At 67.6% G+C, this 21,209-nt stretch carries 20 protein-coding genes; 3 read left to right on the top strand and 17 right to left on the bottom strand.

Going from position 1 to position 21,209, the window contains the following annotated elements; translation table 11 throughout:
* Positions 1–69 precede the first annotated feature (69 nt).
* Both AC1D1A_RS03310 and AC1D1A_RS03305 read right to left on the bottom strand, forming a co-directional pair.
* The gene (locus AC1D1A_RS03310) at positions 70–2,166 is read right to left on the bottom strand and encodes a PhoX family protein (RefSeq protein WP_476947134.1); all 2,097 of its coding nucleotides are present in this window, start codon (positions 2,164–2,166) and stop codon (positions 70–72) included.
* A gap of 158 nt (positions 2,167–2,324) precedes the next feature.
* On the bottom strand, positions 2,325–3,362 hold the full coding sequence (locus tag AC1D1A_RS03305) for an o-succinylbenzoate synthase (protein WP_476947133.1): 1,038 nt from the start codon (positions 3,360–3,362) through the stop codon (positions 2,325–2,327).
* Between the two features lie 359 nt (positions 3,363–3,721).
* On the opposite strand from AC1D1A_RS03305, the gene AC1D1A_RS03300 reads away from it, so the two are divergent.
* Positions 3,722–4,795, top strand: coding sequence for a phosphatase PAP2 family protein (locus tag AC1D1A_RS03300; RefSeq protein WP_476872930.1), 1,074 nt, complete (start codon positions 3,722–3,724; stop codon positions 4,793–4,795).
* Between the two features lie 60 nt (positions 4,796–4,855).
* Here the strand turns inward: AC1D1A_RS03300 and AC1D1A_RS03295 are convergent, their stop codons facing one another.
* The 5 genes from AC1D1A_RS03295 to AC1D1A_RS03275 all read right to left on the bottom strand — a co-directional run bounded on the left by AC1D1A_RS03295 (position 4,856) and on the right by AC1D1A_RS03275 (position 9,836).
* Positions 4,856–5,362, bottom strand: a complete 507-nt coding sequence (locus tag AC1D1A_RS03295) for a hypothetical protein (protein WP_476855601.1) — start codon at positions 5,360–5,362, stop codon at positions 4,856–4,858.
* Positions 5,363–5,589: 227 nt separating this feature from the next.
* Positions 5,590–6,804, bottom strand: a complete 1,215-nt coding sequence (locus tag AC1D1A_RS03290; RefSeq protein WP_476855600.1) for an MFS transporter — start codon at positions 6,802–6,804, stop codon at positions 5,590–5,592.
* A gap of 38 nt (positions 6,805–6,842) precedes the next feature.
* Entirely contained in the window at positions 6,843–7,580 is a 738-nt protein-coding gene (locus AC1D1A_RS03285; RefSeq protein ID WP_223913693.1) for a GAF and ANTAR domain-containing protein, read from the bottom strand.
* A 36-nt stretch (positions 7,581–7,616) separates the two neighbouring features.
* On the bottom strand, positions 7,617–8,903 hold the full coding sequence (locus AC1D1A_RS03280; RefSeq protein ID WP_476855598.1) for a MinD/ParA family ATP-binding protein: 1,287 nt from the start codon (positions 8,901–8,903) through the stop codon (positions 7,617–7,619).
* A gap of 117 nt (positions 8,904–9,020) precedes the next feature.
* Positions 9,021–9,836 carry an MBL fold metallo-hydrolase gene (locus AC1D1A_RS03275; protein WP_476855597.1) on the bottom strand — a complete coding sequence of 272 codons (816 nt, stop codon included), beginning with the start codon at positions 9,834–9,836 and terminating at the stop codon, positions 9,021–9,023.
* Positions 9,837–10,067: 231 nt separating this feature from the next.
* Between AC1D1A_RS03275 and AC1D1A_RS03270 the strand changes: the two genes are divergently transcribed.
* The gene (locus AC1D1A_RS03270) at positions 10,068–10,694 is read left to right on the top strand and encodes a TMEM175 family protein (RefSeq protein WP_476931636.1); all 627 of its coding nucleotides are present in this window, start codon (positions 10,068–10,070) and stop codon (positions 10,692–10,694) included.
* Between the two features lie 49 nt (positions 10,695–10,743).
* Here the strand turns inward: AC1D1A_RS03270 and AC1D1A_RS03265 are convergent, their stop codons facing one another.
* Genes AC1D1A_RS03265 through pdhA form a run of 3 tightly spaced genes read right to left on the bottom strand, consistent with a single transcriptional unit; the run spans position 10,744 to position 14,668 of the window.
* A complete protein-coding gene (locus tag AC1D1A_RS03265; RefSeq protein WP_476947132.1) occupies positions 10,744–12,327 on the bottom strand; it encodes a dihydrolipoamide acetyltransferase family protein in 1,584 nt (527 codons plus the stop codon).
* Positions 12,328–12,329: 2 nt separating this feature from the next.
* Complete coding sequence (locus AC1D1A_RS03260) at positions 12,330–13,442, bottom strand: alpha-ketoacid dehydrogenase subunit beta (RefSeq protein WP_018775128.1); 1,113 nt, start codon at positions 13,440–13,442, stop codon at positions 12,330–12,332.
* On the bottom strand, positions 13,439–14,668 hold the full coding sequence (gene pdhA / locus AC1D1A_RS03255) for a pyruvate dehydrogenase (acetyl-transferring) E1 component subunit alpha (protein WP_476887298.1): 1,230 nt from the start codon (positions 14,666–14,668) through the stop codon (positions 13,439–13,441). The genes AC1D1A_RS03260 and pdhA overlap by 4 nt, the downstream gene beginning before the upstream one ends.
* 159 nt (positions 14,669–14,827) lie before the next feature.
* On the opposite strand from pdhA, the gene AC1D1A_RS03250 reads away from it, so the two are divergent.
* Positions 14,828–15,292 carry an Lrp/AsnC family transcriptional regulator gene (locus AC1D1A_RS03250; RefSeq protein ID WP_026537452.1) on the top strand — a complete coding sequence of 155 codons (465 nt, stop codon included), beginning with the start codon at positions 14,828–14,830 and terminating at the stop codon, positions 15,290–15,292.
* Here the strand turns inward: AC1D1A_RS03250 and galU are convergent.
* The 7 genes from galU to paaA all read right to left on the bottom strand — a co-directional run bounded on the left by galU (position 15,289) and on the right by paaA (position 21,178).
* Complete coding sequence (gene galU / locus AC1D1A_RS03245; protein ID WP_476855591.1) at positions 15,289–16,179, bottom strand: UTP--glucose-1-phosphate uridylyltransferase GalU; 891 nt, start codon at positions 16,177–16,179, stop codon at positions 15,289–15,291. The genes AC1D1A_RS03250 and galU overlap by 4 nt on opposite strands.
* Positions 16,180–16,277: 98 nt before the next feature.
* Positions 16,278–17,057 (bottom strand): enoyl-CoA hydratase/isomerase family protein, encoded by a 780-nt coding sequence (locus AC1D1A_RS03240; RefSeq protein WP_476947131.1) that lies wholly within the window; start codon positions 17,055–17,057, stop codon positions 16,278–16,280.
* 41 nt (positions 17,058–17,098) lie between these two features.
* Entirely contained in the window at positions 17,099–18,325 is a 1,227-nt protein-coding gene (paaE, locus tag AC1D1A_RS03235) for a 1,2-phenylacetyl-CoA epoxidase subunit PaaE (protein ID WP_476870389.1), read from the bottom strand.
* Between the two features lie 15 nt (positions 18,326–18,340).
* Positions 18,341–18,925, bottom strand: a complete 585-nt coding sequence (paaD, locus tag AC1D1A_RS03230) for a 1,2-phenylacetyl-CoA epoxidase subunit PaaD (protein ID WP_476859407.1) — start codon at positions 18,923–18,925, stop codon at positions 18,341–18,343.
* A gap of 11 nt (positions 18,926–18,936) precedes the next feature.
* Complete coding sequence (gene paaC / locus AC1D1A_RS03225) at positions 18,937–19,833, bottom strand: 1,2-phenylacetyl-CoA epoxidase subunit PaaC (protein WP_476947260.1); 897 nt, start codon at positions 19,831–19,833, stop codon at positions 18,937–18,939.
* A 20-nt stretch (positions 19,834–19,853) separates the two neighbouring features.
* Positions 19,854–20,156 carry a 1,2-phenylacetyl-CoA epoxidase subunit PaaB gene (gene paaB / locus AC1D1A_RS03220; protein WP_079554945.1) on the bottom strand — a complete coding sequence of 101 codons (303 nt, stop codon included), beginning with the start codon at positions 20,154–20,156 and terminating at the stop codon, positions 19,854–19,856.
* The gene (gene paaA, locus AC1D1A_RS03215) at positions 20,153–21,178 is read right to left on the bottom strand and encodes a 1,2-phenylacetyl-CoA epoxidase subunit PaaA (protein WP_476859315.1); all 1,026 of its coding nucleotides are present in this window, start codon (positions 21,176–21,178) and stop codon (positions 20,153–20,155) included. The genes paaB and paaA overlap by 4 nt, the downstream gene beginning before the upstream one ends.
* Between the last annotated feature and the right edge of the window lie 31 nt (positions 21,179–21,209).

Raw genomic sequence — 21,209 nt, 5'->3', positions numbered from 1 at the left:
AAAAGTAAGGGAAGTGAGGGAGCGTGGGAAGGAAACCTGCCAAACGTGAGGGAGCGTGGCGACAGGAAGCTAGCCGCCGGTGCGGAACACCTGGACCACGGATGGACGCGGGGCGCGCACCTGGCCGGGCTTCGGTGTGGCGCCGGCCGCGACGTAGTCCGGGAAGTACGAGTGTTGTTCGGCGAAGGTGCCTTCCTCGCCCGGGTGCTGAACGGCAACGAAGACGGTGCGCTCCTCGTCGTGGATGACCGGGCCGCAGGTCTCGGCGTCGCGCGGGACGGCGAGGAACTGCTCCACCTTGCCGCGTTCGGCACCGTCCAGGGTCACTTTGAAGAGCCCGTCGGCGTAGCCGATGCTGGAGGGCGCGCCGTCGGTGGAGATCCAGAGGTTGCCCACGGAATCGAAGGCCACGTTGTCCGGGCAGGAGATCGGTGAGACCTGGCTGGCAGGGAACCCGGCGAAGTAGGTGGCGGAGTTCTTGGCCGGATCGCCGCAGACCATCAGCAGGTTCCAGCCAAACGTTGTAGAGCTCTGGTCCCCGGTCTCGGTGATTTCGACGATGTGGCCGTCGCGGTTGAGGGTACGGGGGTTGACCTCGGTGGCACCTTCCTTGCCGGGCTTGCCGCGGTCCGCGTTGTTGGTGCAGACCACGTAGACCTTGCCGGTGTGCGGGCTGGGCTGGACGTCCTCGCAGCGGTCCATCTTGGTGGGGCCCACCTTGTCGGCGGCGAGGCGGGTGTACACCAGTACCTCTTCCACGGACATCCCGGCCACCTTGGACTGTCCGCCCACCACGAGGGGCAGCCAAACACCGGCGCCGTCGAAGGCGCCGTCGGCCGGAAGCTTGCCCGCGCCGTCGAACCCGTCGGCAGGGGAATTGCCCGTGAACTTCGCGACGTACAGGTCGCCTTCCGAGAGCAGCGTGAGGTTGTTCCTGCGGTCCTCCGCCGTCTTTCCGGGCCGGTACGTGCCGGCCGAAACGAACTTGTACAGGTAGTCGAAGCGCTCGTCGTCGCCCATGTAGGCCACCACGTGACCGGACTTGGCGACGATCACGTTGGCGCCCTCGTGCTTGAAGCGGCCCATCGCGGAGTGCTTGCGGGGCGTGGAGGAGGGATCGAAGGGATCCACTTCCACGATCCAGCCGAAGCGGTTGGCCTCGTTCTGATATCCGGGGTTGCGGGTGTCGAAGCGCGGGTCATCGAGTTCCCACTGGCGGGCGGTGGGCTTGCTGGTCAGGCCGTAACGCTTGTCGGCGTCGGAGGTTCCGGGCGCGGCGAAGTAGCCGTTGAAGTTTTCCTCGCCGGAGAGGATCGTGCCCCACGGGGTGGTGCCGCCGGAGCAGTTTCCCAGGGTGCCCTGGATGGCCCGGCCGGAGGGGTCGGCGGCGGTCTTCAGCAGCGGGGACCCGGCGGCGGGGCCGTCGAGCTCGTAGGTGGTGTCGGTCAGGAAACGGCGGTTCAGCCCGGCGCCCCGGACGTAGCTCCAGGGCTTGTTCTTGTTCGCACGCTCCAACTCGACCACCGTGAGGCCGTGGGCCGCACGGCCGATCGCGCGGGCCTCGGCGGCGTCGAATCCGGCCGGCAGCATGATGGACTCGTTGGTGTATTCATGGTTGGTGAAGAGCACGGCCCGGCGGTCCTTGGAGCTATCGATCGGCAGGATGTCGGTGTAGTCGTTGTTGTAGCCGAACTGGCGGGCCTGCGCCGCCGCGCTCTGGTGGTCCAGGTCGAAGGCCGGCGAGTCGTTGAAGAGCGGGTCGCCCCAGCGGATGACCGGCTGCCAGGTGAACCCGGCCGGGACGGTCAGCTTGTCCACGCTGGCGTCCACCGGAGCGATGGCGGTGAACTGCAGCTTGGATTTTCCAAACCCGTCCTTGGCCGCGGCGGCGAGGCCCGGGCCGCCGTCGGCCACTGCCGTATCGGCGGACGTCACGGCGTTGCCGAGGACGACGGCGAGCGCGCCGGCGGCGCCGAAGCCCAGCGCGGCGCGGCGGGACATGGTGGCGGAGGCGATGTCCCGGAAGTAGCTGTTGTTGCTGGTGTTGCAGACCTCGCCCGAGCAGGCGTTGTCGCACTTCAGCGCGCAGGTGACGGGGCTTCGCTTGCCTTTGGTGTGGCCGAGCATGGGGCGCAGGGAAAATTTGCGTCCGGAGGTGACAGACATGGAGAGACCTTCCATGGGGTGAGTTGCGGTCGCGCCCACCCTTCCAGCCGCTGGCTACCGAGAGGCGTCTGTCAGATGAAGTCCCGGTGAATGCTTCGCCGTGCCGCCGAACCCATCGGTTGCTCCGTAATCGCCGTTTTCGAGGTCCTGAAGGGCCGTTACGGAGCAGTCGATGCGGCCAGTACGGCATGCACCCGCCGCAGCCGGTCCAGCCACCAGTCCCGGCGTTCCGGCGAGGCGGCGTGTTCGGCCAGCAGCTCGGGTGCCGGGCGGACGTCACGCAGGGCGATCGCGCCGTCGTCGGGTACCAGCGGATCGTGAGTGACATCGGCGGCGAGCAGGGACACCGTGCCCAGGCCGCAGGCATACGGCAGCTCGGGCAGGGCGGCGGCCAGGGCCAGTCCGGCCCGGATCCCCACCGAGGTGTCCAGCGCCGAACTCACGACGGCGGGCAGCCCGGCCTGCGCCACGATCCGCAGGGCGCGCCGCACTCCCCCGAGCGGGGCCACCTTGACCACGATCAGGTCCGCGGCGCCGGCCCGCGCCACTTTGAGGGGGTCGTCCTCCTTGCGCACGCTCTCATCCGCGGCGATCAGCACGGGGACGCCGGCGGCCCGGAGCTGCCGCCTGACCTCGGCGAGGCCCTCGATCTCCGGCACGGGCTGTTCGGCATATTCGAGCCCGACGGCGGCGAGCCGGGTCAGTGCCGCAACGGCCTCCGGCACGTCCCAGCCGCCGTTCGCGTCCACCCGGATCACGGCGTCCGGCAGCGCCGCCCGGACGGCCGCCACCCGGGCGGCGTCGTCGTCCAGGCTCTGGCCGCGCTCCGCGACCTTGACTTTGACCGCGTCCACCCGGCCGAAGCGGGCCAGGATATCGGGCACCCGGTGCGCCGGCACGGCAGGAACCGTGGCGTTGACCGGGATGCTGTCCCGCAGGGGCTCCGGGAACCCTTCCCAGCCGGCCTCGATGGCGGCCGTAAGCCAGCGGGAGGCCTCGGGGTCGCCGTATTCGGGAAAGGGACAGAATTCGCCCCAGCCCAGCGGCCCCCGGAGCAGCAGGGCCTCGCGCTGCAGGATGCCCCGGAACTTCACGCGCATCGGCAGGCTCACAACGTGGGCACCGGCCAGGAGTTCATCAAGGCCGGGCAGGGGCGCGGCGGGACGTGCCGGGGGGTCCATGGGGAGGGCAGGCATGGAGCCACTGTACTGGGAATGCACTGCGGGGAATGCACTGGGAGAAATGTACAGCGGAGCTTTCCCGGACACCGGTCGGGGACGCAGGGCGCGGGAACGCGGCACCGGGAGCCGGATATGGACCTTGATTGGGCCGGCGTCGACTGGGGGTGAGTCCCTGGTCCAGGAAACTCGTCTCCGCCGGCCCCGCTCAAGGAGCGCCGTGCCGGGGACAAGCCGCGCCAGCACACACCCGACTCTACAAATCCCGGCCCGGCGGCGCACCAGTAGTAAGTACTCGTTTATTGACGGGCACTACCCTCCGCGCCGCGCGCCGGCCCTTCAGCTGGCGCGCAGGGTTCTATGGGACTCTTAATGGCATGACTTTTCGGCAGGAACGCACCCCTTGGGACCCGTCTGCCCCGGTCTATGAAACAGAGGCCCAGAGAACCCAGGCCCGGGAGATCCCGGCCCAGGAAACACAAGTCCTCCCGGCGAGTGCGCCCGAGACGCCAGAGCGCAGCACGCGGGACCGCACAACACCGGATCCGCAGGCGCGGTGGTCCCCCGGCAAGGCCACGGCAGCCTTGTTCGTGCTGGCCACGGTTGCCTGCGTGGCCGCGCTGGCCGTCACCTATGTCTTCTTTGTCCGTACCACCACGGGCCAGTTCATTGACGAATCGGCCCTCGTGGAAGCCGTGGCGCTCAGCGGGACCGCGGGCAAGGCCGCCACCAAGCTGTTGGACTGGCTGCCGGCGCTCTCCGTGGTGATCGCGTCGGTTGTGGTCGTGTTCGTCACCATCTTGCGGCGCCGCTGGTCTGCGGCGGTGATTGCGATTGCGGCGTGTGTGGGCGCCAACCTTGCCACCCAGATCCTGAAGGACTGGCTTCCGGTCCGGCCGTACCGCGGGGTTGAGACGCTGGAGCTGAATTCGCTGCCCTCGGGCCACACCACCATGGCGGCCTCGGCCGCCGCCGCCGTGTTCCTCATGGTTTCGCCGCGCTGGCGGCCGCTGGCCGGCTATCTGGGCGGCAGCTTCGCCGTCGCCACGGGCGTGTCCACGCTGATCAACCAGTGGCACCGGCCCGCCGATGTGATGGCGGCCTTCCTGGTGGTCGGGGCTTTCATGATCCCGGCCGGCTGGCTGATCATCCGCCGGGGCCCGGGCTGGAACGTCTGGAACGGCTACAACGAACACTGGGCCTCGGCCAGGGTATGGGTGGCGCTTCCCGTCCTCACCGGTCTCGCCGCGGCCGGGGTGGCGGCCGTCGCCTTACTGAGCATCGGCCCGGGCGGCCAGGAGGTCAGCACATCCAGCTACTTTTGGGCCGGCACGTCCCTGATCGTCATTGCCGGCTACCTCGCAACGGTGGCCGGCGTGTGGCTGTTCGGCCTGGCCGCCCGGCAGCCGGACCCACGACGGCGGGACAGGCCCCTGCACCAGGAACGCTAGCGCGGCGCACGTAGGCCCGGGAACAACAGCGCGCCCGGGCCCACGCAGATCCTGCGATAGCTACTTGAGACGTGCGCAGATGTCCACGGCTTTGCCTCCGCTGGAGTCCACGGAGAGCACGTTCACGGTCGCCGGCGAGTCAATGGTGAGCTTTAACTGTCCGGTGTACTGGAAGGCCCCGGCCCCGGGCGCATCTGTCGGAAAGAAGATAAACCCAAAGTGGCCTGCGGCGCTGAACGTCCAAGTTTTTCCGTCCGGATTTTGGGTGAATTTGGCCACTGTTCCGGCCGTGTTTACCCTGTACGTCTTCCCGTTGCTCAAGTTGGTATAGGTCAGTATGACTCCCTTGCCAACCTGAAAGAAGTTGCCGTTCTTGAAGTCAATCCGTGTAATCTTTCCGCCGGTGCCGGAGACGCCCAGATCAAAGCCGCACGCTAGGTCGGCCGGAACAACAAAATCCGGCGGGTTGGGCGGACGTGTGACAGTTGCACCCGCGGGCGAAGCAGCAAATAGCAGAGCCGCTGTTGCGGCCAGGGGCGCGAACCAGCGGGACTGTTTTCCTAACATGAGCATCTCCTCATTTTTTTGCGTCGAAACGCATCACCCATCCGGGCGGAGACCATGCGCTGCAAATAATCACGGGCGGACCCTGACTGCGGCACTCGTGCCGCCCACGAAGGGCCGGTCTCGATGCACCGGCGCGCTTCCCCGACCTTACTGAGCCCACGCAGGCGTCGCCCGAGTAGTCGCTACCTGATAATCACTGCCTGCTTGGGCGCCGGCGCCCAAGCAGGTCAGTAGTTCCGGCGGTGCTTGAGCCGCGGAATGGTCACGGCGAACACGGCCGCGGCGGCGAAGCCGATCACACCGGTCGCGGCCACGCCGGCCCCCAGGGACACGGCGGCGGTGACGGCGGAGAGCAGCACGGGCCCGCCCGTCGCGCCGGCGTCGGCCATGAAGCGCCAGATGCCGAGGAACTGGCCGCGGCCGTTGTCCGGCGAAAAGTCGGCCCCGAGCGTCATGTTCAGGCCCGAGCTGATCCCGTTGCCGAAGCCGATCAGGAGCGCCGCCAGCATGAGCGAGACGAAGCCCGTGCTGAGCGGAATCAGCACCATGGCCGTCCCCATGATCAGTGTGGACGGCACGGCCACCCATTGCCGGCCCTTGCGGTCCATCAGCTTTCCCGCCGGATAGAACACCAGCATGTCGATCGCCCCGGAGATCCCGTAGATCAGCGAGGCCTGGGTGGGGTCCAGGCCCAGGTGATCGGCCCACAGCGGGATGACCACCTGGCGCGAGGCGCGCAGCCCGCTCAGCAGCAGCACCCCGGCCCCCACGCTCAGGAAGACGCCGGCGTGGGACACCGCGACGCTGCGCAAGGTGGGCTGTTGCACGGGAAGGCCGTCGGCCGGTTGCGGCTTCGCCTCGAGGTCGGGGATGGTGACTGACACGGCCGCCGCGGCGGCCATCGCCACGACGCCGGCCCAGTAGGCCCCGCTGATGCCGGCAAACTGCATCACGGCGGCGCCAACGAACGGGCCGATGAAGATCCCGATCCGGTTGACGCCGCCGAGGGTGGACAGGGCCCGGGCCCGGAGCATGACCGGCACGGCCTCGGTCAGGTATTTTTGCCGGGCCAGGCTGAATACGCTGGCGGCCATGCCGACCACCACCATCGCCGCTGCCAGCACCCAGAGGCCGCCGGAAAACAGCGGAGCGACCGCCGCCGCGGCGAGGGCGAACGCGCTGGCGGCCGCGGCCCCCACAATCGCCCAGCGTTCCCCGAATTTCAGGGTGATCAGCGACGCCGGCAGGTTGAAGAACCACGATCCGAGGCCGATCAGCGTCACAATCAGCGCGGCCCCGGCCACGGAGGCGCCAAGATCACGGGCGGACAGGGCGACCACGGGCAGGATCGCGCCCTCCCCCAGGCTGAACATGAGGGCCGGCCCGAACGCGGGAACGGCGATGCTGCGGAGGCTGAAGGGCGCGAGGCGTGTGGTGGTCATCCCCTTCATCCTAGGCACCCGCCGCGGCCGTCCCTGCCCTACGCGTCGAAGTGGGTGCGGACTTCCTCGCTGGTGAGGTGCCGGAGCACGTCCTCGGCGACCTCCCGGAGCTTTTGGTTCCGGTTGCTGGAGACCCTGGTGAGGATGGCCATGGCCTGGTCCTGGGAGCAGCGGTTCTGGGCCATGATCACGCCGCACGCCAGATCGATGGAAGTGCGGTGTTCCATGGCCGCCTGGAGATCTTCGGCCCGGGATTGGAAGGTTCCGAGCCGCACGGCCAGCCGGAGGGCGCGGCCGGCGAGGTCGGCGAATCCGGCCGCCTCCGCAATGATGTCGTCCGTGAACAGCCCGGTGTCCGCCCCGAAGAAGTTCAGGGCCGCGGCGGCGTCGTCGCCGATTTCCAGCGGAACGCCCAGCGTGCTGCGGCACCCGTTGGCGGCAAGTTGGCGCTGGTAGTCGGGCCAGCGGGGATCGGCGTCGACATCCGCCAGCAGGACCACGGACCTGGTCCGCAGCGCCTCGATGCAGGGGCCGTCGCCGAGGGTCTGTTCGATGCGGTCCAGGGTGACCGCCCGCGGGCTGCTGCCCGCGACCGTCATGGTCCGCTTGCGGCGCTGCAGGGTCACGCCGCAATCAATCTCGGCGCCGGTCGTACGGCTCAGCGTGGCGGCCGAGAACTCTGCGAGGCGGCCCAGGAAGTCCTCGACGTTGTCGGTCCCCAAAAGCAAGTCCTGGAGGTGGCGGGCGGCGTCGACCCCGAGCGAGTTGTTGGCCATGCTCAAATGTACCGCGGAGGTCGGCACGGGTCGCGCTTAGACGTATCCGTCGACGATTGCCGCGGCGATCTCCCGGTACGCGCGCCGCGTTTCGGGGCGAAGCACATCAAGGGTGACGAGGTCGCCGTCGGCCACTCCGCGGTCGTGCGGAACCGCGATCAACTGGCGGCAGATGCCGGACAGGTGTTCCTCGATGGCGTCCTTGTCCACCCGGGTGGACACCTCGTCCTTGTCCGTGATGACCACGACGGCGTTGCGGGCCAGGTCTTCGTAGCCGTGGCTGGCCAGCCAGTGAAGCGTGCTGCGGGCCCGCTTGGCGCCGCTGACGGCATAGCCGGCCGCGATGATCAGGTTGTCCGCCGACTGCAGGATGCCGCTCATGGCATTGTGGGTCACGCCCGTGCCGCAGTCGATCAGCGCCACGGAGTAGTAGGCGGAGATGAGCTTGCGGATCCGCAGGTATTCCTCGGCCGTCAGCGAATCTGAGACCTCGGGGTCCTGCTCGCCGGCAATGAGGTGGAGCCTGCCGGCGTGGTGCATGTAGCGGGCCAGGGCGGTGAGGGAATCGACTGACTCGATGTTCCTGAGCAGGTCCGTGATGGTGCGCGGGCTCTGCTGCTGGTAGATCCCCTCGCCGAGGGCGCGCTCGACGAGATCGCCGGAATCGGGGTTGGCGTCGATGGCGCACGGAGGATCGCCGCGGAACTCGGCCAGGGTCAGTCCGACGCCGACCGTCGTGGAGGTCTTCCCGATGCCGCCCTTGAGGCTCAGGACGGCCGTGTTGTAGCTGCCCTGGAGCTGGCGGGAGATGCGCCGGGCCAGTTCGTCTTCCTCACGCTGCCTGGCGCTCGGGCCAAGGTTCAGGCCGCCGCCGGTCAGGTTGTAGAGGGCACCGCGGAAACCGCCGACGGGCCGGGGCTTCTGCTCGCGGACAAAAAGACCCGGTGAGCTGATGAAGTCGGGCAGCGGGGCATCGGCCAGGGCCGCGGCTTTGCTGGCCGAACGGGTGGAACGGGTGGGCTGGGCGGGCACGGCAGGTGCGGCCTCGGGGGCAGGCGGCTTCAGCACGGGATCCTTGGACGGTTTGGCAGGCTGCGGGCGCGCCGGCGCGTCAGCGGCAGCGGCGGCCTCCGCCCAGGAACTGCTGGGGGCTGTTGGGCGCTGTTCGGCCTGGTTGCTCGAAATGATGGGCATGGTTCCTGTCCAGGCGTCGGAGTCGTCGCCGCGGCGGCGGTCTCTCCGACGCGGGAGTTGGGCCTGCTCTGCAGCTGTTTCAGCTTCAGCGAGGGCGTTGGCGGTCTTGTTTTCGACCGGTTCTGGCATGTTCGTTCCCCCCAGGGATCACAGCGCAGACCGCTGCAGTGCTCGATTGACATCGTTCAAGGAACAAGTCTAGGGGCAGTAATGAGCACACTTACCATTACCGCCCATTTCCCGGCCCTAGCGGTGGGCCCGCGTGTCCTGCAGGCGCTTGATGAACCAGCGCGACTGTTCGGGGCCGTACGGCAGGATCGGGATGGCCTTGGTGGCGTCGTCCGGGGTTTCCCGGGTGGCCTGGATCGCCTGCCGGACCGCGGTGGTCATGGTGTTGGCCATGGTCTTGACGAACTGGTCCGAGCACGGTTCGCCGTGGCCGGGAATCAGGAATTCGTAGCGGTGCCGCAGCGCGGAGAGGTGCCGGAGGGCGTCGGCCCAGTCTTCCGGGAATGAGTCCTCGAAGGACGGGTGGGAACCCTGTTCGACGAGGTCGCCGGCGAAGAGGGTGCTTGCCGTGCCGACCAGGAGGTCGCCGTCGGTGTGTCCGCGGCCCAGATAGAACAAGGTGGCGGTCTGCCCGCCAAGATCCACCAGGACCGGCTGGTCCTTCACGATGGCGTTGGGAACCACCAACTCAGCGTCGGAGCCCTGACCGGCCGCCATTTCGGGTTCCGCGGAGGCCACGAGCCGGCGCTGCTCGTCACCGTTCTCCTCGATTTCCGCGGCGCAGTTCTCGTGAGCCCAGAACTCCGTGACGCCCTCACTGGCGAAGACTGCGTTGCCGAAGAAGTGGTCAAAGTGGGCGTGCGTGTTGACCACGACGAGCGGCAGCCCGGTCTTTTCCCGCACGGCAGCCAGGATCTCGCGGCCCTGCCGGGGCCCGCCGCCGGTGTCGATCACCATGGCGCGTTCGGTGCCGACCACCAGACCCGTGTTGAGCAGGGAACCTTGAGTTGTCAGTACGTAGTTGTCCGGACCGACCTCGAGCCATCGTGACATTGAATCTCCGTATTTCCGACGCTTTTCCGGCATTGTTGGTCCAGCGTTGTTGGTGCTGTACAGGCCTCGATTCTACCCGCGCTGGCTGGCATTTCCCTTCAGGGCATGCCCGTCCCGTCCCTGTGGCGGGTATGCCCGGACCCCTCGTCGTGGCCCGCGCGGCGGTGTAGCCTGTGGGCTACTTCCCTCGATGAGCCAGGTGCTCCACCGAACGAATGGGGGTGGCTCCCGTTGAAATCCGGCACGTCCCTGGAGCGGATGGTGTTCTTCAGCGATGCCGTCTTCGCCATAGCCCTGACCCTCCTGGCCCTGGACCTGAAACTGCCTGAAGGAATTCCCGCGGACCAGGTGGACGACGCCCTGGTTGCTGCCCTGCCGCAGCTGCTGGCGTACGCCCTGTCCTTTGTCATCATCGCCAAGACGTGGATGTCCCACCACTCCGACTTTGCCCTCATCCGCCGCTTCAATGCGAACCTGGCCTGGCTGAATCTTGCCCTCTTGTTCTTCATCGCCATGCTGCCCGGTCCGACGTCGATCCTCAGCGACTACGGGGACGACCCCACCCCGTGGCCGAGCGTCCTGTACGCCGCCAACATTGCCGCTGTCTATTTGATGCTGGCGGCCATCTGGGGCTATGCGAAGCATGCGGGGCTCATGGACCGCGAGATGGCCGCCCACGTCCACCGCCGGATCTTTTATGCGCGGATTGCCGTGGCGCTGGTCTTCCTGCTCTCAATTCCCGCGGCGTTCGTCCTCAAGGCCTACACGCCGTTCGCGTGGCTGCTGCTCCTGCCGGCGTCGTGGCTGGCACAGTGGCTTTCGGCGCGGCAGGGGACGGCAGGGGCCGCACACGACTGATTGTGCGGCCCCTGTCCCCTCACCCGGGATGCAGATCCCCGGTTAAGCCTCACATGTCCGCGAGTGCCGACCCCGGGTTCTCGATCGCGTCCGCGACGTAGCGCAGGAAGCCGCCGGCCGCTCCGCCGTCGCACACCCGGTGGTCGAACGTGAGCGTCAGCTCGGTGACCTTGCGGACGGCGAGCTCGCCGTTGACCACCCAGGGCTTGTCGATGATCCGCCCGACGCCGAGGATCCCCACCTCGGGGTGGTTGATGATCGCGGCGGAACCGTCAACCCCGAACACGCCGTAGTTGTTCAGCGTGAACGTGCCGCTGCCCAGTTCCGCCGGGGTCGCTTTGCCCTCGCGCACGACGGCGGTGAGGCGGCGGATTTCGGCGTCCAGTTCGCGGGCGCTGAGCTTGTCCGCGTTCCGCACCGACGGCACCATCAGTCCGCGGTCGGTCTGTGCCGCGAACCCGAGGTTGACGCCGTCGAAGGCCACAATCTCCTGCATCGCCCCACCCGCGGCATCCTCCGTGGTCACGATCCGGGTGTTGAGCTCCGGGAACTTCTTGAGCCCGGCAGTGACAAACCGTGCGATGAAGGCCAGCAGGCCCGGGGTGTTGTGCGGGTCCGCCTTTTTCAGCGCGGCACGCAGCTCCACCAGCGCAGTGGCGTCCACGTCCACCCACACCGTGGCTTCCGGGATCTCGGAGCGGCTGCGCGACATGTTTGCCGCGACGGCCTTCCGCACTCCCCGGACCGCCGTGCGTCCGGAAATGCCCAGACCGGTGCGCGCGTCGGTGCCGGAACCCGTGGCGGGCGCGGCCGGCGCGGCAGACTCCGCAGCAGCCGGACGCTCAACCACCGGCGACGGCTTGATGATGGCCTCGACGTCGCGCCGCATGATGAGCCCGCTGGCCCCTGAGCCCTGGAGTTCCCCCAAATCAACCCCATGGTCGCGCGCCATCCGGCGAACCAGCGGAGAAATAACGGCCCCCAATTTCCCGGGAACCCGGGTGCGCAGCAGCACCAGGTCATCGGCAGCCTCCTCTGCAGCCGAAACCCCGGAAACCGGCTCGGCCCCCGCAGCCCGCTTAGGAGCCCGGGTCCGCCGGGCAACCCCATGCCCGCCCGGAGTCCCATAACCAATCAGGACATTGCCGGACCCGGCCTTCTCCTCCTCGCGATAAGCCTCAGCCGCAACAGCAGCAGGCGAAGAAACAGGAGCGGCGGCCGGTGTGCCAGCAGCGAAACCAGCCGGCGCGGATGATGCCGCCCCGGGAGTGGCATCGGGCCTTCCGGAGCCGGCAGCATCGTCCGCAGGACGAATGCTGTCCGGCGAAGGGGCGGGGGCGGCATCATCCGTGCCGGCCCCACCGACGGAAGCGCCGGAAACAGCAACACCGACCGGCATCACAGAGATCAGCGGCTTGCCGACGTCGAGCGTCTGGCCGGGCTCGCCGTGCAGCACGGCCACGGTGCCGGCGTACGGGGAGGGCACCTCCACCATGGACTTGGCGGTCTCCACCTCGGCGATCGGCTGGTCCACGCGGATCTCGTCGCCCACGGCCACGAGCCAGTTCACGAGCTCGGCTTCGGTGAGGCCTTCGCCCAGGTCCGGCAGGAGGAATACTTTCGGTTCGCTCATGGTCAGTCTTCCCACTGGAGGTCGTCAACGGCGTCGAGGATGCGGTCCACGCCGGGCAGGTAGTAGTGCTCGAGCTTCGGCGCCGGGTACGGCACGTCGAAGCCGGTGACGCGGCGGATCGGTGCGGCCAGGTGGTGGAAGCAGCGTTCCTGGACCCGGGCGACGATTTCCGAGGCCACGGACGCGAAGCCGTGGGCTTCGGCGATCACCACGGCGCGGCCGGTCTTGCGGACCGAGGCGCAGACGGTCTCATCATCGAACGGCACGATCGAGCGGACGTCGATCACTTCCAGCGAGCGGCCTTCCTCGGCGGCGGCGGCCGCTGCGGCGAGCGCCGTCGGAACGGACGGACCGTAGGCGATCAGCGTGGCGTCGGTGCCGGGGCGGGCGACGGCGGCCCGGCCCTCGGAGGACGTGCCGCGCTCGGTGTTCGCGGCGTGCTCGGCGCGCAGCGCGTCCAGGTCCACCTGGTCCTTGGACCAGTACAGCTTCTTGGGCTCCATGAACATCACGGGGTCATCGGAGTCGATGGCTTCGCGAAGCATCCGGTAGCCGTCGGCCACGGTGGCCGGGGTGAAGACCTTCAGACCGGCAGTGTGCGCGTAGTAGGCCTCGGACGAGTCGCAGTGGTGCTCCACTCCCCCGATGCCGCCGGCGTAAGGGACCCGGATGACCATGGGCAGCTTCACGGCGCCCTTGGTGCGGTTGTGCATCTTGGCGACGTGGCTGACGATCTGTTCGAAGGCCGGGTACGCGAACGCGTCGAACTGCATTTCGATGACCGGGCGCATGCCGTTCATTGCCATGCCGACGGCCATGCCGACGATGCCGGATTCGGCCAGCGGGGTGTCGAAGCAGCGGCTCGTGCCAAAGGTCTTGGTGAGCCCGTCCGTGATGCGGAAGACGCCGCCGAGCATGCCGACGTCCTCGCCGAAGACCAGGACCGAGGGGTCCGCGTGCATGGCGTCCGCCATCGCGGTGTTCAGGGCCTTGGCCAGGGTGATGGTCTGCGGGCCGGCCTGCTCGGCCGCAACAGCAGCCTTGGCGGCGGCGCGGGCGGTCGCGGCGCTGACGTTGCCGTTCGCCTCGGAGGACGTGGTGATGGTGGGGCTCATTTCCCGGCCTCCCTTGAGGTGGATGCGGATGCGGCGTCCCGGGCCAGTTCGTCGGCGAGCATGGCGGACTGTTCTTTCAGCTGTGGTGTGGGGGTGGAGAAGACGTACTTGAAGAGATCCTGCGGTTCCACCGGAACCTCTTCGCTGAGGCCTTCGCGCAGCTGCGTGGCTACCGCCTCCGCCTTGTCGGCGATCACGGCGGCGCGGTCGTCGTCCAGCAGGCCGCGGTCCGTCAGGTAGGTCTGCATCCGGCTCAGCGGGTCCTTCGCCACCCATTCGGCGACCTCGCTGTCCTGCCGGTAGCGGGTGGCGTCATCGGCGTTGGTGTGCGCCTGCATCCGGTAGGTGTGCGCCTCCACCAGCAGCGGGCCGGAACCTTCCCGGGCAAGCTTGACGGCCCGGCCGAGCACGGCGAGCAGGGCCACGATGTCGTTGCCGTCCACGCGTTCGCCGGCCATGCCGTAGCCCACGGCCTTGTGGGCCAGGGAGGGCGCAACGGACTGGTGCGCCAGCGGCACGGAGATCGCATACTGGTTGTTCTGGACGAAGAAGACCACTGGCAGGTGGAAGACGGCGGCGAAGTTCAGGGCCTCGTGGAAATCGCCTTCGCTCGTGGCGCCGTCGCCGCACATGGCCAGGACCACGGTGTCCTCGCCGCGCAGCTTGGCGGCGTGGGCAACGCCGACGCCGTGCAGCAACTGGGTGGTCAGCGGGGTGCACTGGATGCCGACCTTGTTCTTGGCGGGGTCGTAACCGCCGTGCCAGTCGCCGCGGAAGAGCGTCATCGTCTGGACCGGATCCACGCCCCGGGCCATGACGGCCACGGAGTCGCGGTAGGTGGGGAACAGCCAGTCACCCTCGGCAAGGCACAGTGCGGCGGCAACCTGGCACGCCTCCTGGCCGTGGCTCGAGGGGTAGACGGCCATGCGGCCCTGCCGGACCAGCGCGGAGTTCTGGTCATTGACGCGGCGGCCGATGACGAGCTGCTCGTAGGCGGCCATCAGTTCGGTCTCGCTGGGCAGGCTGTACTCGTGCCCCGGCTGGGTACCCTGTTCCGTGTGGGGATTCAGGGTTCCGTCCGGGCCCACCATCTGGATCTGGTGGCGTGCGGGCAGCATGTAGTCCTCAACGGTGATACCGAACTTGCTCACGGCATCACCGGCTGGATCTTGTTGCGCGGCCTGCTGTGCAGCTGGCTGCGCAGCGTGGTCTGCGGAGATCGTCATTGGTCCGTCCTTCTGTAGCCACTAATCTTTCCCAGTATGCCGCCAGCTGATGTTTCGTATCCACCTCTCCCGTGAATCGTGGAGATGTCCACAAATTTGCCCTAGTCTGGAAGACAAATCGTAAGTGTGAGCTGGATTACCGGCGGGGGTCGTAGACGAATGGCAGAGCTCGAATCAGAGCAGGTGGCGGTACCGCTGGACGATGTGGACCGGAACATCATCGCGGAGCTGACCCGAGACGGCCGGATGTCGGTGACACAGGTGGCCGAGAACGTCCACATTTCCCGCGCCCACGCCTACACCCGGATCGCCCGGCTCACGGGCGAAGGCGTCCTGACCAAGTTCACCGCCCTGGTGGATCCCATCAAAGCCGGGTTGAAGTCGTCTGCCTACGTCACGCTGAAAGTGCGCCAGCATTCCTGGCGCGAGTTGCGCGAACTCCTGCGCGCGATCCCCGAGGTCCATCACATCGCTCTGGTCGGCGGGGACTTCGATGTCATCCTGCTGGTGCGCGCCGTGGACAACATCGATCTTCGCCGGGTGATCTTCGATCAGCTGCAGTCCATGCCCGGAGTCCTGGACACCCAGACGTTCCTGGTGTTCGAGGACCTGGACACCCGCTAGCTGACGAATGCTTTCATCCAGGCCCGGAGCTCTTCGCCGAATTCCACCCGGTCGGCTGCGATCGAGATGACCGCCTTGAGGTAGCTCAGTTTGTCTCCGGTGTCGTACCGGCGGCCCCGGAAGACCACCCCGTAGACGCCTCCGCCCTCGCAGTCGGACACGGCAAGGGTCTGCAGCGCGTCGGTCAGCTGGATTTCGCCGCCGCGGCCGGGCGGAGTGTCCTCCAGGACATCGAAAATCTCCGGATGCAGGATGTACCGGCCGATCACGGCCAGGTTGGACGGGGCCTCGGCGGCGGCAGGCTTCTCCACGAGCCGGTTGACCCGCACATGGTCCTGGCCCGGCACAACCGAAACGTCGGCGCAGCCGTAGGCACTGATTTCCGCCGGATCCACCTCGATCAGGGCCACAACCGAGCCGCCGGTCCGGGCCTGGACATCCATCATGGCGGTCAGCAGCTCGTCCCGCTCGTCGATCAGGTCATCGCCCAGCAGGACGGCGAACGGTTCGTACCCGACATGCTGGCGGGCGCAGAGGACGGCATGACCGAGCCCCTTGGGGTCGCCCTGGCGCACGTAGTGCAGCGGGCCCAGGCGGGAAGCGTGGCGGACGGCCTCCAGCCTGTCGAAATCACCCTTGAGTTCGAGGGCGTGCTCCAGCGAGGGCTCGCGGTCAAAGTGGTCCTCCAGCGCCCGCTTCTGGCGCCCGGTCACCATGAGCAGATCCGTCAGCCCGGCCCGGACGGCTTCTTCCACCACGTACTGGATGGCCGGCTGGTCGACCACGGGCAGCATTTCCTTTGGCATCGCCTTAGTTGCCGGCAGGAACCGGGTTCCCAGTCCCGCCGCGGGTATGACAGCCTTATTTACAGATTTCCCCAGAGTCATAACCGAACATTACAAGCGGGTTCCGGAAATGAGAATGCTTCGAAGCAAAGACGAGTAGCCGGGAAATGCGTTTCCGGGTACCCCGACCGGGCCGGCCCTCAGCCCTTGAAAACCGGGCTGCGCTTCTCCTGGAAGGCCCGGAAACCCTCGGCGTAGTCCTCGCTCTTGCACAGCCGTGCCTGTTCTGCGTTTTCCTCTTCCATGGCCTCCCACAGCCCCAGCCGCTGGTCCCGGATGTGCGCGACGAGCTCCTTGCTGGCCCGGAACGCACCCGTGGCGCCGGTGGCAACGTCGGCCACGATGGCGCGGGTATTCTCAAGCAGTTCCGCCACGGGCATGGCCCGGCTGAACAGGCCCTGCGCCACGGCGTCGGCGCCGCTCATGAGCTCGGCGGTGTAGATCAGGTCCAGGGTCCTGTGCATGCCGAGGCGCTCGGTGAAATACCAGTGCCCGCCCGAATCGAGGGTGGCGCCGAGCTTGGCGAACGGTGAGCCGACCTTGGCATTCTCTGCCACGTAGACCACATCCGTGGCCAGCAGCAGCCCCAGCCCCACACCCAGGCAGGCGCCCTGGGCGGCGGCGAACGTGGGCGCGGGGAAGGCGCTCATTTTCTTCAGCAGCGGCTGGACGAGCCCGCCGAGGTAGGCCTGCGCGTCATCGCTCTCCGGTGTAACGCCGGCAATGTCACGGCCGGCGCAAAAGGCCCGGCCCTCGCCGCGGAGCAGCAGCGCCCGGACCTCGCCGCGCCCGGCGGCGTCAGCGGCGTCGTCGTACGCCCGGGACAAATCCGCGAGCGCCTGCTCGTCGAGGGAGTTGAGCTTGTGCGGGGCGTCGAGTACGACCTCGGCGACGCCGTCGGCAATGGAGAGGGAAATCATGGGGCTCCTTGGATTCGAAAAGGCCTGGACGTCGAAAAACCTTAGACGTCGAAGTCGACCGTGACTTCCGGTGTGGTGGGGTGGGACTGGCAGGTCAGGACGTAGCCCTTGTCGAGTTCATCCTGCTCCAGGGCGTAGTTCTCGTCCATGGTGACGTTGCCGCTGACCACCTTGGCCCGGCAGGTGCCGCAGACGCCGCCGGCGCAGGCGAACGGCACATCGGGGCGGACCCGGAGCGCGGCGTTGAGGATGGACTCGCGGGCATGGGTGGGGCTGGCCACTTCGCCCTGCAGCCCGTCCAGCTTGAACGTGATCTTGTAGGTTTCCTTGGATTCGTCCGTGACCACGGGCCGGCCGATGTTGCCCTCGGGGCGCTCCGGCTTGCCGGAAGTGAACAGTTCGAAGCGGACATGCTCCGGGGCGACGCCGCGCGCGGCGAGGGTGTCCCGGCAGAGCTGGACGAGTTCGAACGGGCCGCAGAGGAACCATTCGTCGACGTCGTCGGCGTGGATCGCTGTGCCCAGCAGCGCCTGCAGCTTCTCGGCGTCGATCCTGCCGCTGAGCAGCGGCGCGATCCGCTGTTCACGCGAGAGCACGTGGTGCAGCGCCAGCCGGGCGGGGTATCTGTCCTTCAGGTCCGCGAGTTCTTCCAGGAACATCACGTCCATCGCGGCCTTGTTGGCGTAGACGAGGTCGAAGCGGGTTTCCGGGTGGGCCGCCAGCAGGGTGCGGGCGATGGCGATCACCGGGGTGATGCCGGAGCCGGCGGCAATCGCCACGAAAGATCCGGGCTCCCCCGCCAACTCTTCCGGATGGTTCATGGAATTCATGACATTCTGTTCCACGGACTTGCCGTCGCGTCCGTGCTTGGAGACAAAGGCTCCCATGGGGCTCATGACGTCGAGGACGTCGCCGGCCTTGAGTTCGGCATTGGCCCACGTGGAGAACAGGCCGCCGAGGTCTTTCTTGATGGCCACGCGGATTTCGCTGCTGCCGTCCGCGAAACTGCGCGGTTCGGCGCAGATCGAGTAGCTGCGGCGGATCTCGTGCGGCTGGCCGTCGGCGTCGGGCAGGGTGGTGCGCAACGCGACGTACTGGCCCGGCAGGTAGTCGAACTGGCCGGCGAGCTCGGCCGGGACCCCGAACGTCACCTCGATGGCGTCGTCGGTGAGACGGCGGACTTCGTCCACCGTCAGGGTGTGGAAGGACGCACGACGGCGGCCGGTGGCTGCGGCCGACTCCGCGGCGGTCTGGCGGACAACCTTCATGGAAGCACCTGTTCCTTACAAGACTTTGAAGTAGTCGAACGGTTCCTTGCAGTCCTGGCACACGTAGAGGGCCTTGCAGGATGTGGAACCGAAGCGGGTGAGTTCTTTGGTGTTCAGAGATGAGCACTGGGGGCATTTGACGGCGAGCGAGAGCCGGACCGGGCCGGCGTGCCGGGCTGCTTTTCCGTCAACAGCCGCCCGGCCGGACGGCGGGGCTATCCCGTACTGTTCCAGCTTGGCCTTGCCGTCGGCACTCATCCAGTCAGTGGTCCAGGCCGGCGAGAGGACTAGTTCGACCCGGACGCTCGGGTACCCCGCGCGGTGGAAAGCCGTGGTGAGGTCATCCCGGATGGCGTCCATGGCGGGGCAGCCGGAGTACGTCGGGGTGATGATGACCTGGACGGCGGGAACCATCCCGCCGTCGTCAGTGCTTGGTTCCGTCGAGACCTGGACATCGCGCAGGATGCCGAGGTCCGCGATGGTGAGGACCGGGATTTCGGGGTCGCACACGGTGGCAGCGACCGCCCAGGCCTTCTCCCGGGCAGTATTGCCCTTGGCGGCGTTGCGGCGCTCGGCGGTTTCCGGATCGGAGACAAACATTTCCATGGTCCCTACCAGTTGGCTCCGGGGTACTCGCGGGCGAGCACCTGCATCTCGGCGAGGATGTAGCCGAGGTGTTCGGAGTGCAGGCCGCGGCGGCCCCCGCCCGGTGATGGCTGGACGTTGGGGACCTCGAGCTCGGCTTCGACCAGGATCTCGCCGGTGAGCCGGTCGAAGTCCTCGCGCAGGCTCGACGGCTGCGGCGCGGCGCCGGCTTCGCTGAGGCGTCCGGTGAGTTCGTCGTCGCGGAACAACTCATCGACGAAGGGCCAGACGACTTTGAACGCCTGGATCATGCGCCGGCGCGATTCGTCCGTGCCGAGGGCCAGGCGCAGCACCCACTGGGCACTGTGGTCCCGGTGGTAGTCAACTTCCTTGACCGCCTTGGCGGCGATGCCGGCCAGGGTGGAGTCGGTGGAGGACGTCAGCCGGCGGTAGAGCTCGAACTGATAGTAGCTGACCACGAACTGCCGGGCGATGGTGACGGCGAAGTCCCCGTTCGGCTGCTCGAAGAGCGCCGCGGAGCGGAACTCGTGCTCGCGGCGGAAGTAGGCGAGATCGTCTTCGCTGCGCCCATCCAGGCCGCCGGCATAACTGAGGAAGGACCGGGCATGGCCCAGTTCGTCCAGGGCGATGTTGCCGAGGGCGACGTCCTCTTCGAGCTCCGGCGCGCGGGAGATCCAGTGACCCAGGCGCTGGGCCAGGATCAGTGCGTCGTCACCCAGGCGCAGGGCGAACTCGGCAGCGTCCTCGCTCGGCTTCGCGGAGCCGCGGTTGACGGCGAGAGCGATGTCTTCCGGACGGAGGGCGTTGCCAGGGGTGATGCGGGTGGCGCTCGCGGTGCCGTCACCGCTGGCGCCCGCACCGGATACGCCGACGGAGATGTCGCCGTGGCCGCTGTCGTGCATGTCTGTTTCGGGAGTGGTGCTCACAGGTGCTTCACGCCCTCGCTCTTGGTGTAGTACGTGGCGTGGCGGTAGTCCTTGCCCTGGGGGGATTCAAAGAAGGAACCCTTGGAATCGGGGTCGCTGGAGGCGATGGCCTCGGCCGGGACCACCCAGATGGATACCCCTTCGTTGCGGCGGGTGTAGAGGTCCCGGGCGTTGCGCAGGGCCATGGCCGCGTCGGGCGCGTGCAGCGATCCTGCATGGACGTGGGACAGGCCGCGGCTGGAGCGGACGAATACTTCCCAGATGGGCCAGACGTTGCCTGCGTGGGGTTCGGTTGTCATGCTGCTGATTCCTTCTGCTTGCGGCTCTGCTTTTCCGCGTAGGCGGCGGCGGCTTCGCGCACCCAGGCGCCGTTCTGGTGTGCCTCGCGGCGCCGTTCCAGGCGCTGGGCGTTGCAGGGGCCGCGGCCGGCCAGGACTTCATGGAATTCATCCCAGTCCAGCGGCCCGTGCTCCCACTTCTTGGTTTCCTCGTTGAACCGGATGTCCTTGTCCGGAAGCGTCAGGCCGAGGACCTTGACCTGCTCCATCATCATGCCGACAAACCGGTTGCGGAGCTCGTCATTGCTGAACCGCTTGATGTTCCAGGCCATGGACTGCTTGGAGTTGGGCGAATCGTCATCCGGCGGGCCGAACATCATCAGGGCCGGGGCGTACCAGCGGTTGACCGCTTCCTGTGCCATCTGCTTCTGCTCGGGGGTGCCGTTGGAAAGTTCCAGCAGGATCTCGAAGCCCTGGCGCTGGTGGAAGGACTCTTCCTTGCAGACCCGCACCATGGCCCGGCCGTAGGGGCCGAAGGAGGCGCGGCAGAGCGGCACCTGGTTGGCGATCGCGGCGCCGTCGACCATCCATCCGATGGCACCCATGTCGGCCCAGGTGCGGGCGGGGTAGTTGAAGATGGAGGAGTACTTGGCCTTGCCGTCCATCAGGTCCTGCATCATCTGATCGCGCGGCTGGCCGAGGGTTTCAGCAGCGGAATACAGGTAGAGACCGTGGCCGGCCTCGTCCTGGACCTTGGCCATGAGGATGGCCTTACGCTTCAGGCTCGGGGCGCGGGAGATCCAGTTGGCTTCGGGCTGCATGCCGATGATCTCCGAGTGCGCGTGCTGCGAGATCTGGCGCAGGAGCGTTTTGCGGTAGGCCGGGGGCATCCAGTCACGCGGCTCGATCCGGGAATCTTCCGCCATGACCTTGTCGAAGTATGCCTGGCCCTCGGCGTCGAGCCGGGCCGCGTCCTCGGGGCTCAGTTCATGCCGTGCCTGCGATGGCTCGGCGGGCACTGACTGCAGGGTCTGCGATGCCATGGTTGCTCCTAATGATTTCGGATAAATAATT

It is taken from the genome of Arthrobacter sp. P1_B9 (genome assembly GCF_056406495.1).
Note: the sequence above shows the minus strand (reverse complement) of the source record. Positions and strands in the feature narration are given on the sequence as shown.

Coding starts and splice junctions, on each gene's coding strand:
- AC1D1A_RS03310 (WP_476947134.1), bottom strand. CDS start 2,166: ATGTCTGTCACCTCCGGACGCAAATTTTCCCTGCGCCCCATGCTCGGC.
- AC1D1A_RS03305 (WP_476947133.1), bottom strand. CDS start 3,362: ATGCCTGCCCTCCCCATGGACCCCCCGGCACGTCCCGCCGCGCCCCTG.
- AC1D1A_RS03300 (WP_476872930.1), top strand. CDS start 3,722: ATGACTTTTCGGCAGGAACGCACCCCTTGGGACCCGTCTGCCCCGGTC.
- AC1D1A_RS03295 (WP_476855601.1), bottom strand. CDS start 5,362: ATGTTAGGAAAACAGTCCCGCTGGTTCGCGCCCCTGGCCGCAACAGCG.
- AC1D1A_RS03290 (WP_476855600.1), bottom strand. CDS start 6,804: ATGACCACCACACGCCTCGCGCCCTTCAGCCTCCGCAGCATCGCCGTT.
- AC1D1A_RS03285 (WP_223913693.1), bottom strand. CDS start 7,580: ATGGCCAACAACTCGCTCGGGGTCGACGCCGCCCGCCACCTCCAGGAC.
- AC1D1A_RS03280 (WP_476855598.1), bottom strand. CDS start 8,903: ATGCCAGAACCGGTCGAAAACAAGACCGCCAACGCCCTCGCTGAAGCT.
- AC1D1A_RS03275 (WP_476855597.1), bottom strand. CDS start 9,836: ATGTCACGATGGCTCGAGGTCGGTCCGGACAACTACGTACTGACAACT.
- AC1D1A_RS03265 (WP_476947132.1), bottom strand. CDS start 12,327: ATGAGCGAACCGAAAGTATTCCTCCTGCCGGACCTGGGCGAAGGCCTC.
- AC1D1A_RS03260 (WP_018775128.1), bottom strand. CDS start 13,442: ATGAGCCCCACCATCACCACGTCCTCCGAGGCGAACGGCAACGTCAGC.
- pdhA (WP_476887298.1), bottom strand. CDS start 14,668: ATGACGATCTCCGCAGACCACGCTGCGCAGCCAGCTGCACAGCAGGCC.
- AC1D1A_RS03250 (WP_026537452.1), top strand. CDS start 14,828: ATGGCAGAGCTCGAATCAGAGCAGGTGGCGGTACCGCTGGACGATGTG.
- galU (WP_476855591.1), bottom strand. CDS start 16,179: ATGACTCTGGGGAAATCTGTAAATAAGGCTGTCATACCCGCGGCGGGA.
- AC1D1A_RS03240 (WP_476947131.1), bottom strand. CDS start 17,057: ATGATTTCCCTCTCCATTGCCGACGGCGTCGCCGAGGTCGTACTCGAC.
- paaE (WP_476870389.1), bottom strand. CDS start 18,325: ATGAAGGTTGTCCGCCAGACCGCCGCGGAGTCGGCCGCAGCCACCGGC.
- paaD (WP_476859407.1), bottom strand. CDS start 18,925: ATGTTTGTCTCCGATCCGGAAACCGCCGAGCGCCGCAACGCCGCCAAG.
- paaC (WP_476947260.1), bottom strand. CDS start 19,833: ATGCACGACAGCGGCCACGGCGACATCTCCGTCGGCGTATCCGGTGCG.
- paaB (WP_079554945.1), bottom strand. CDS start 20,156: ATGACAACCGAACCCCACGCAGGCAACGTCTGGCCCATCTGGGAAGTA.
- paaA (WP_476859315.1), bottom strand. CDS start 21,178: ATGGCATCGCAGACCCTGCAGTCAGTGCCCGCCGAGCCATCGCAGGCA.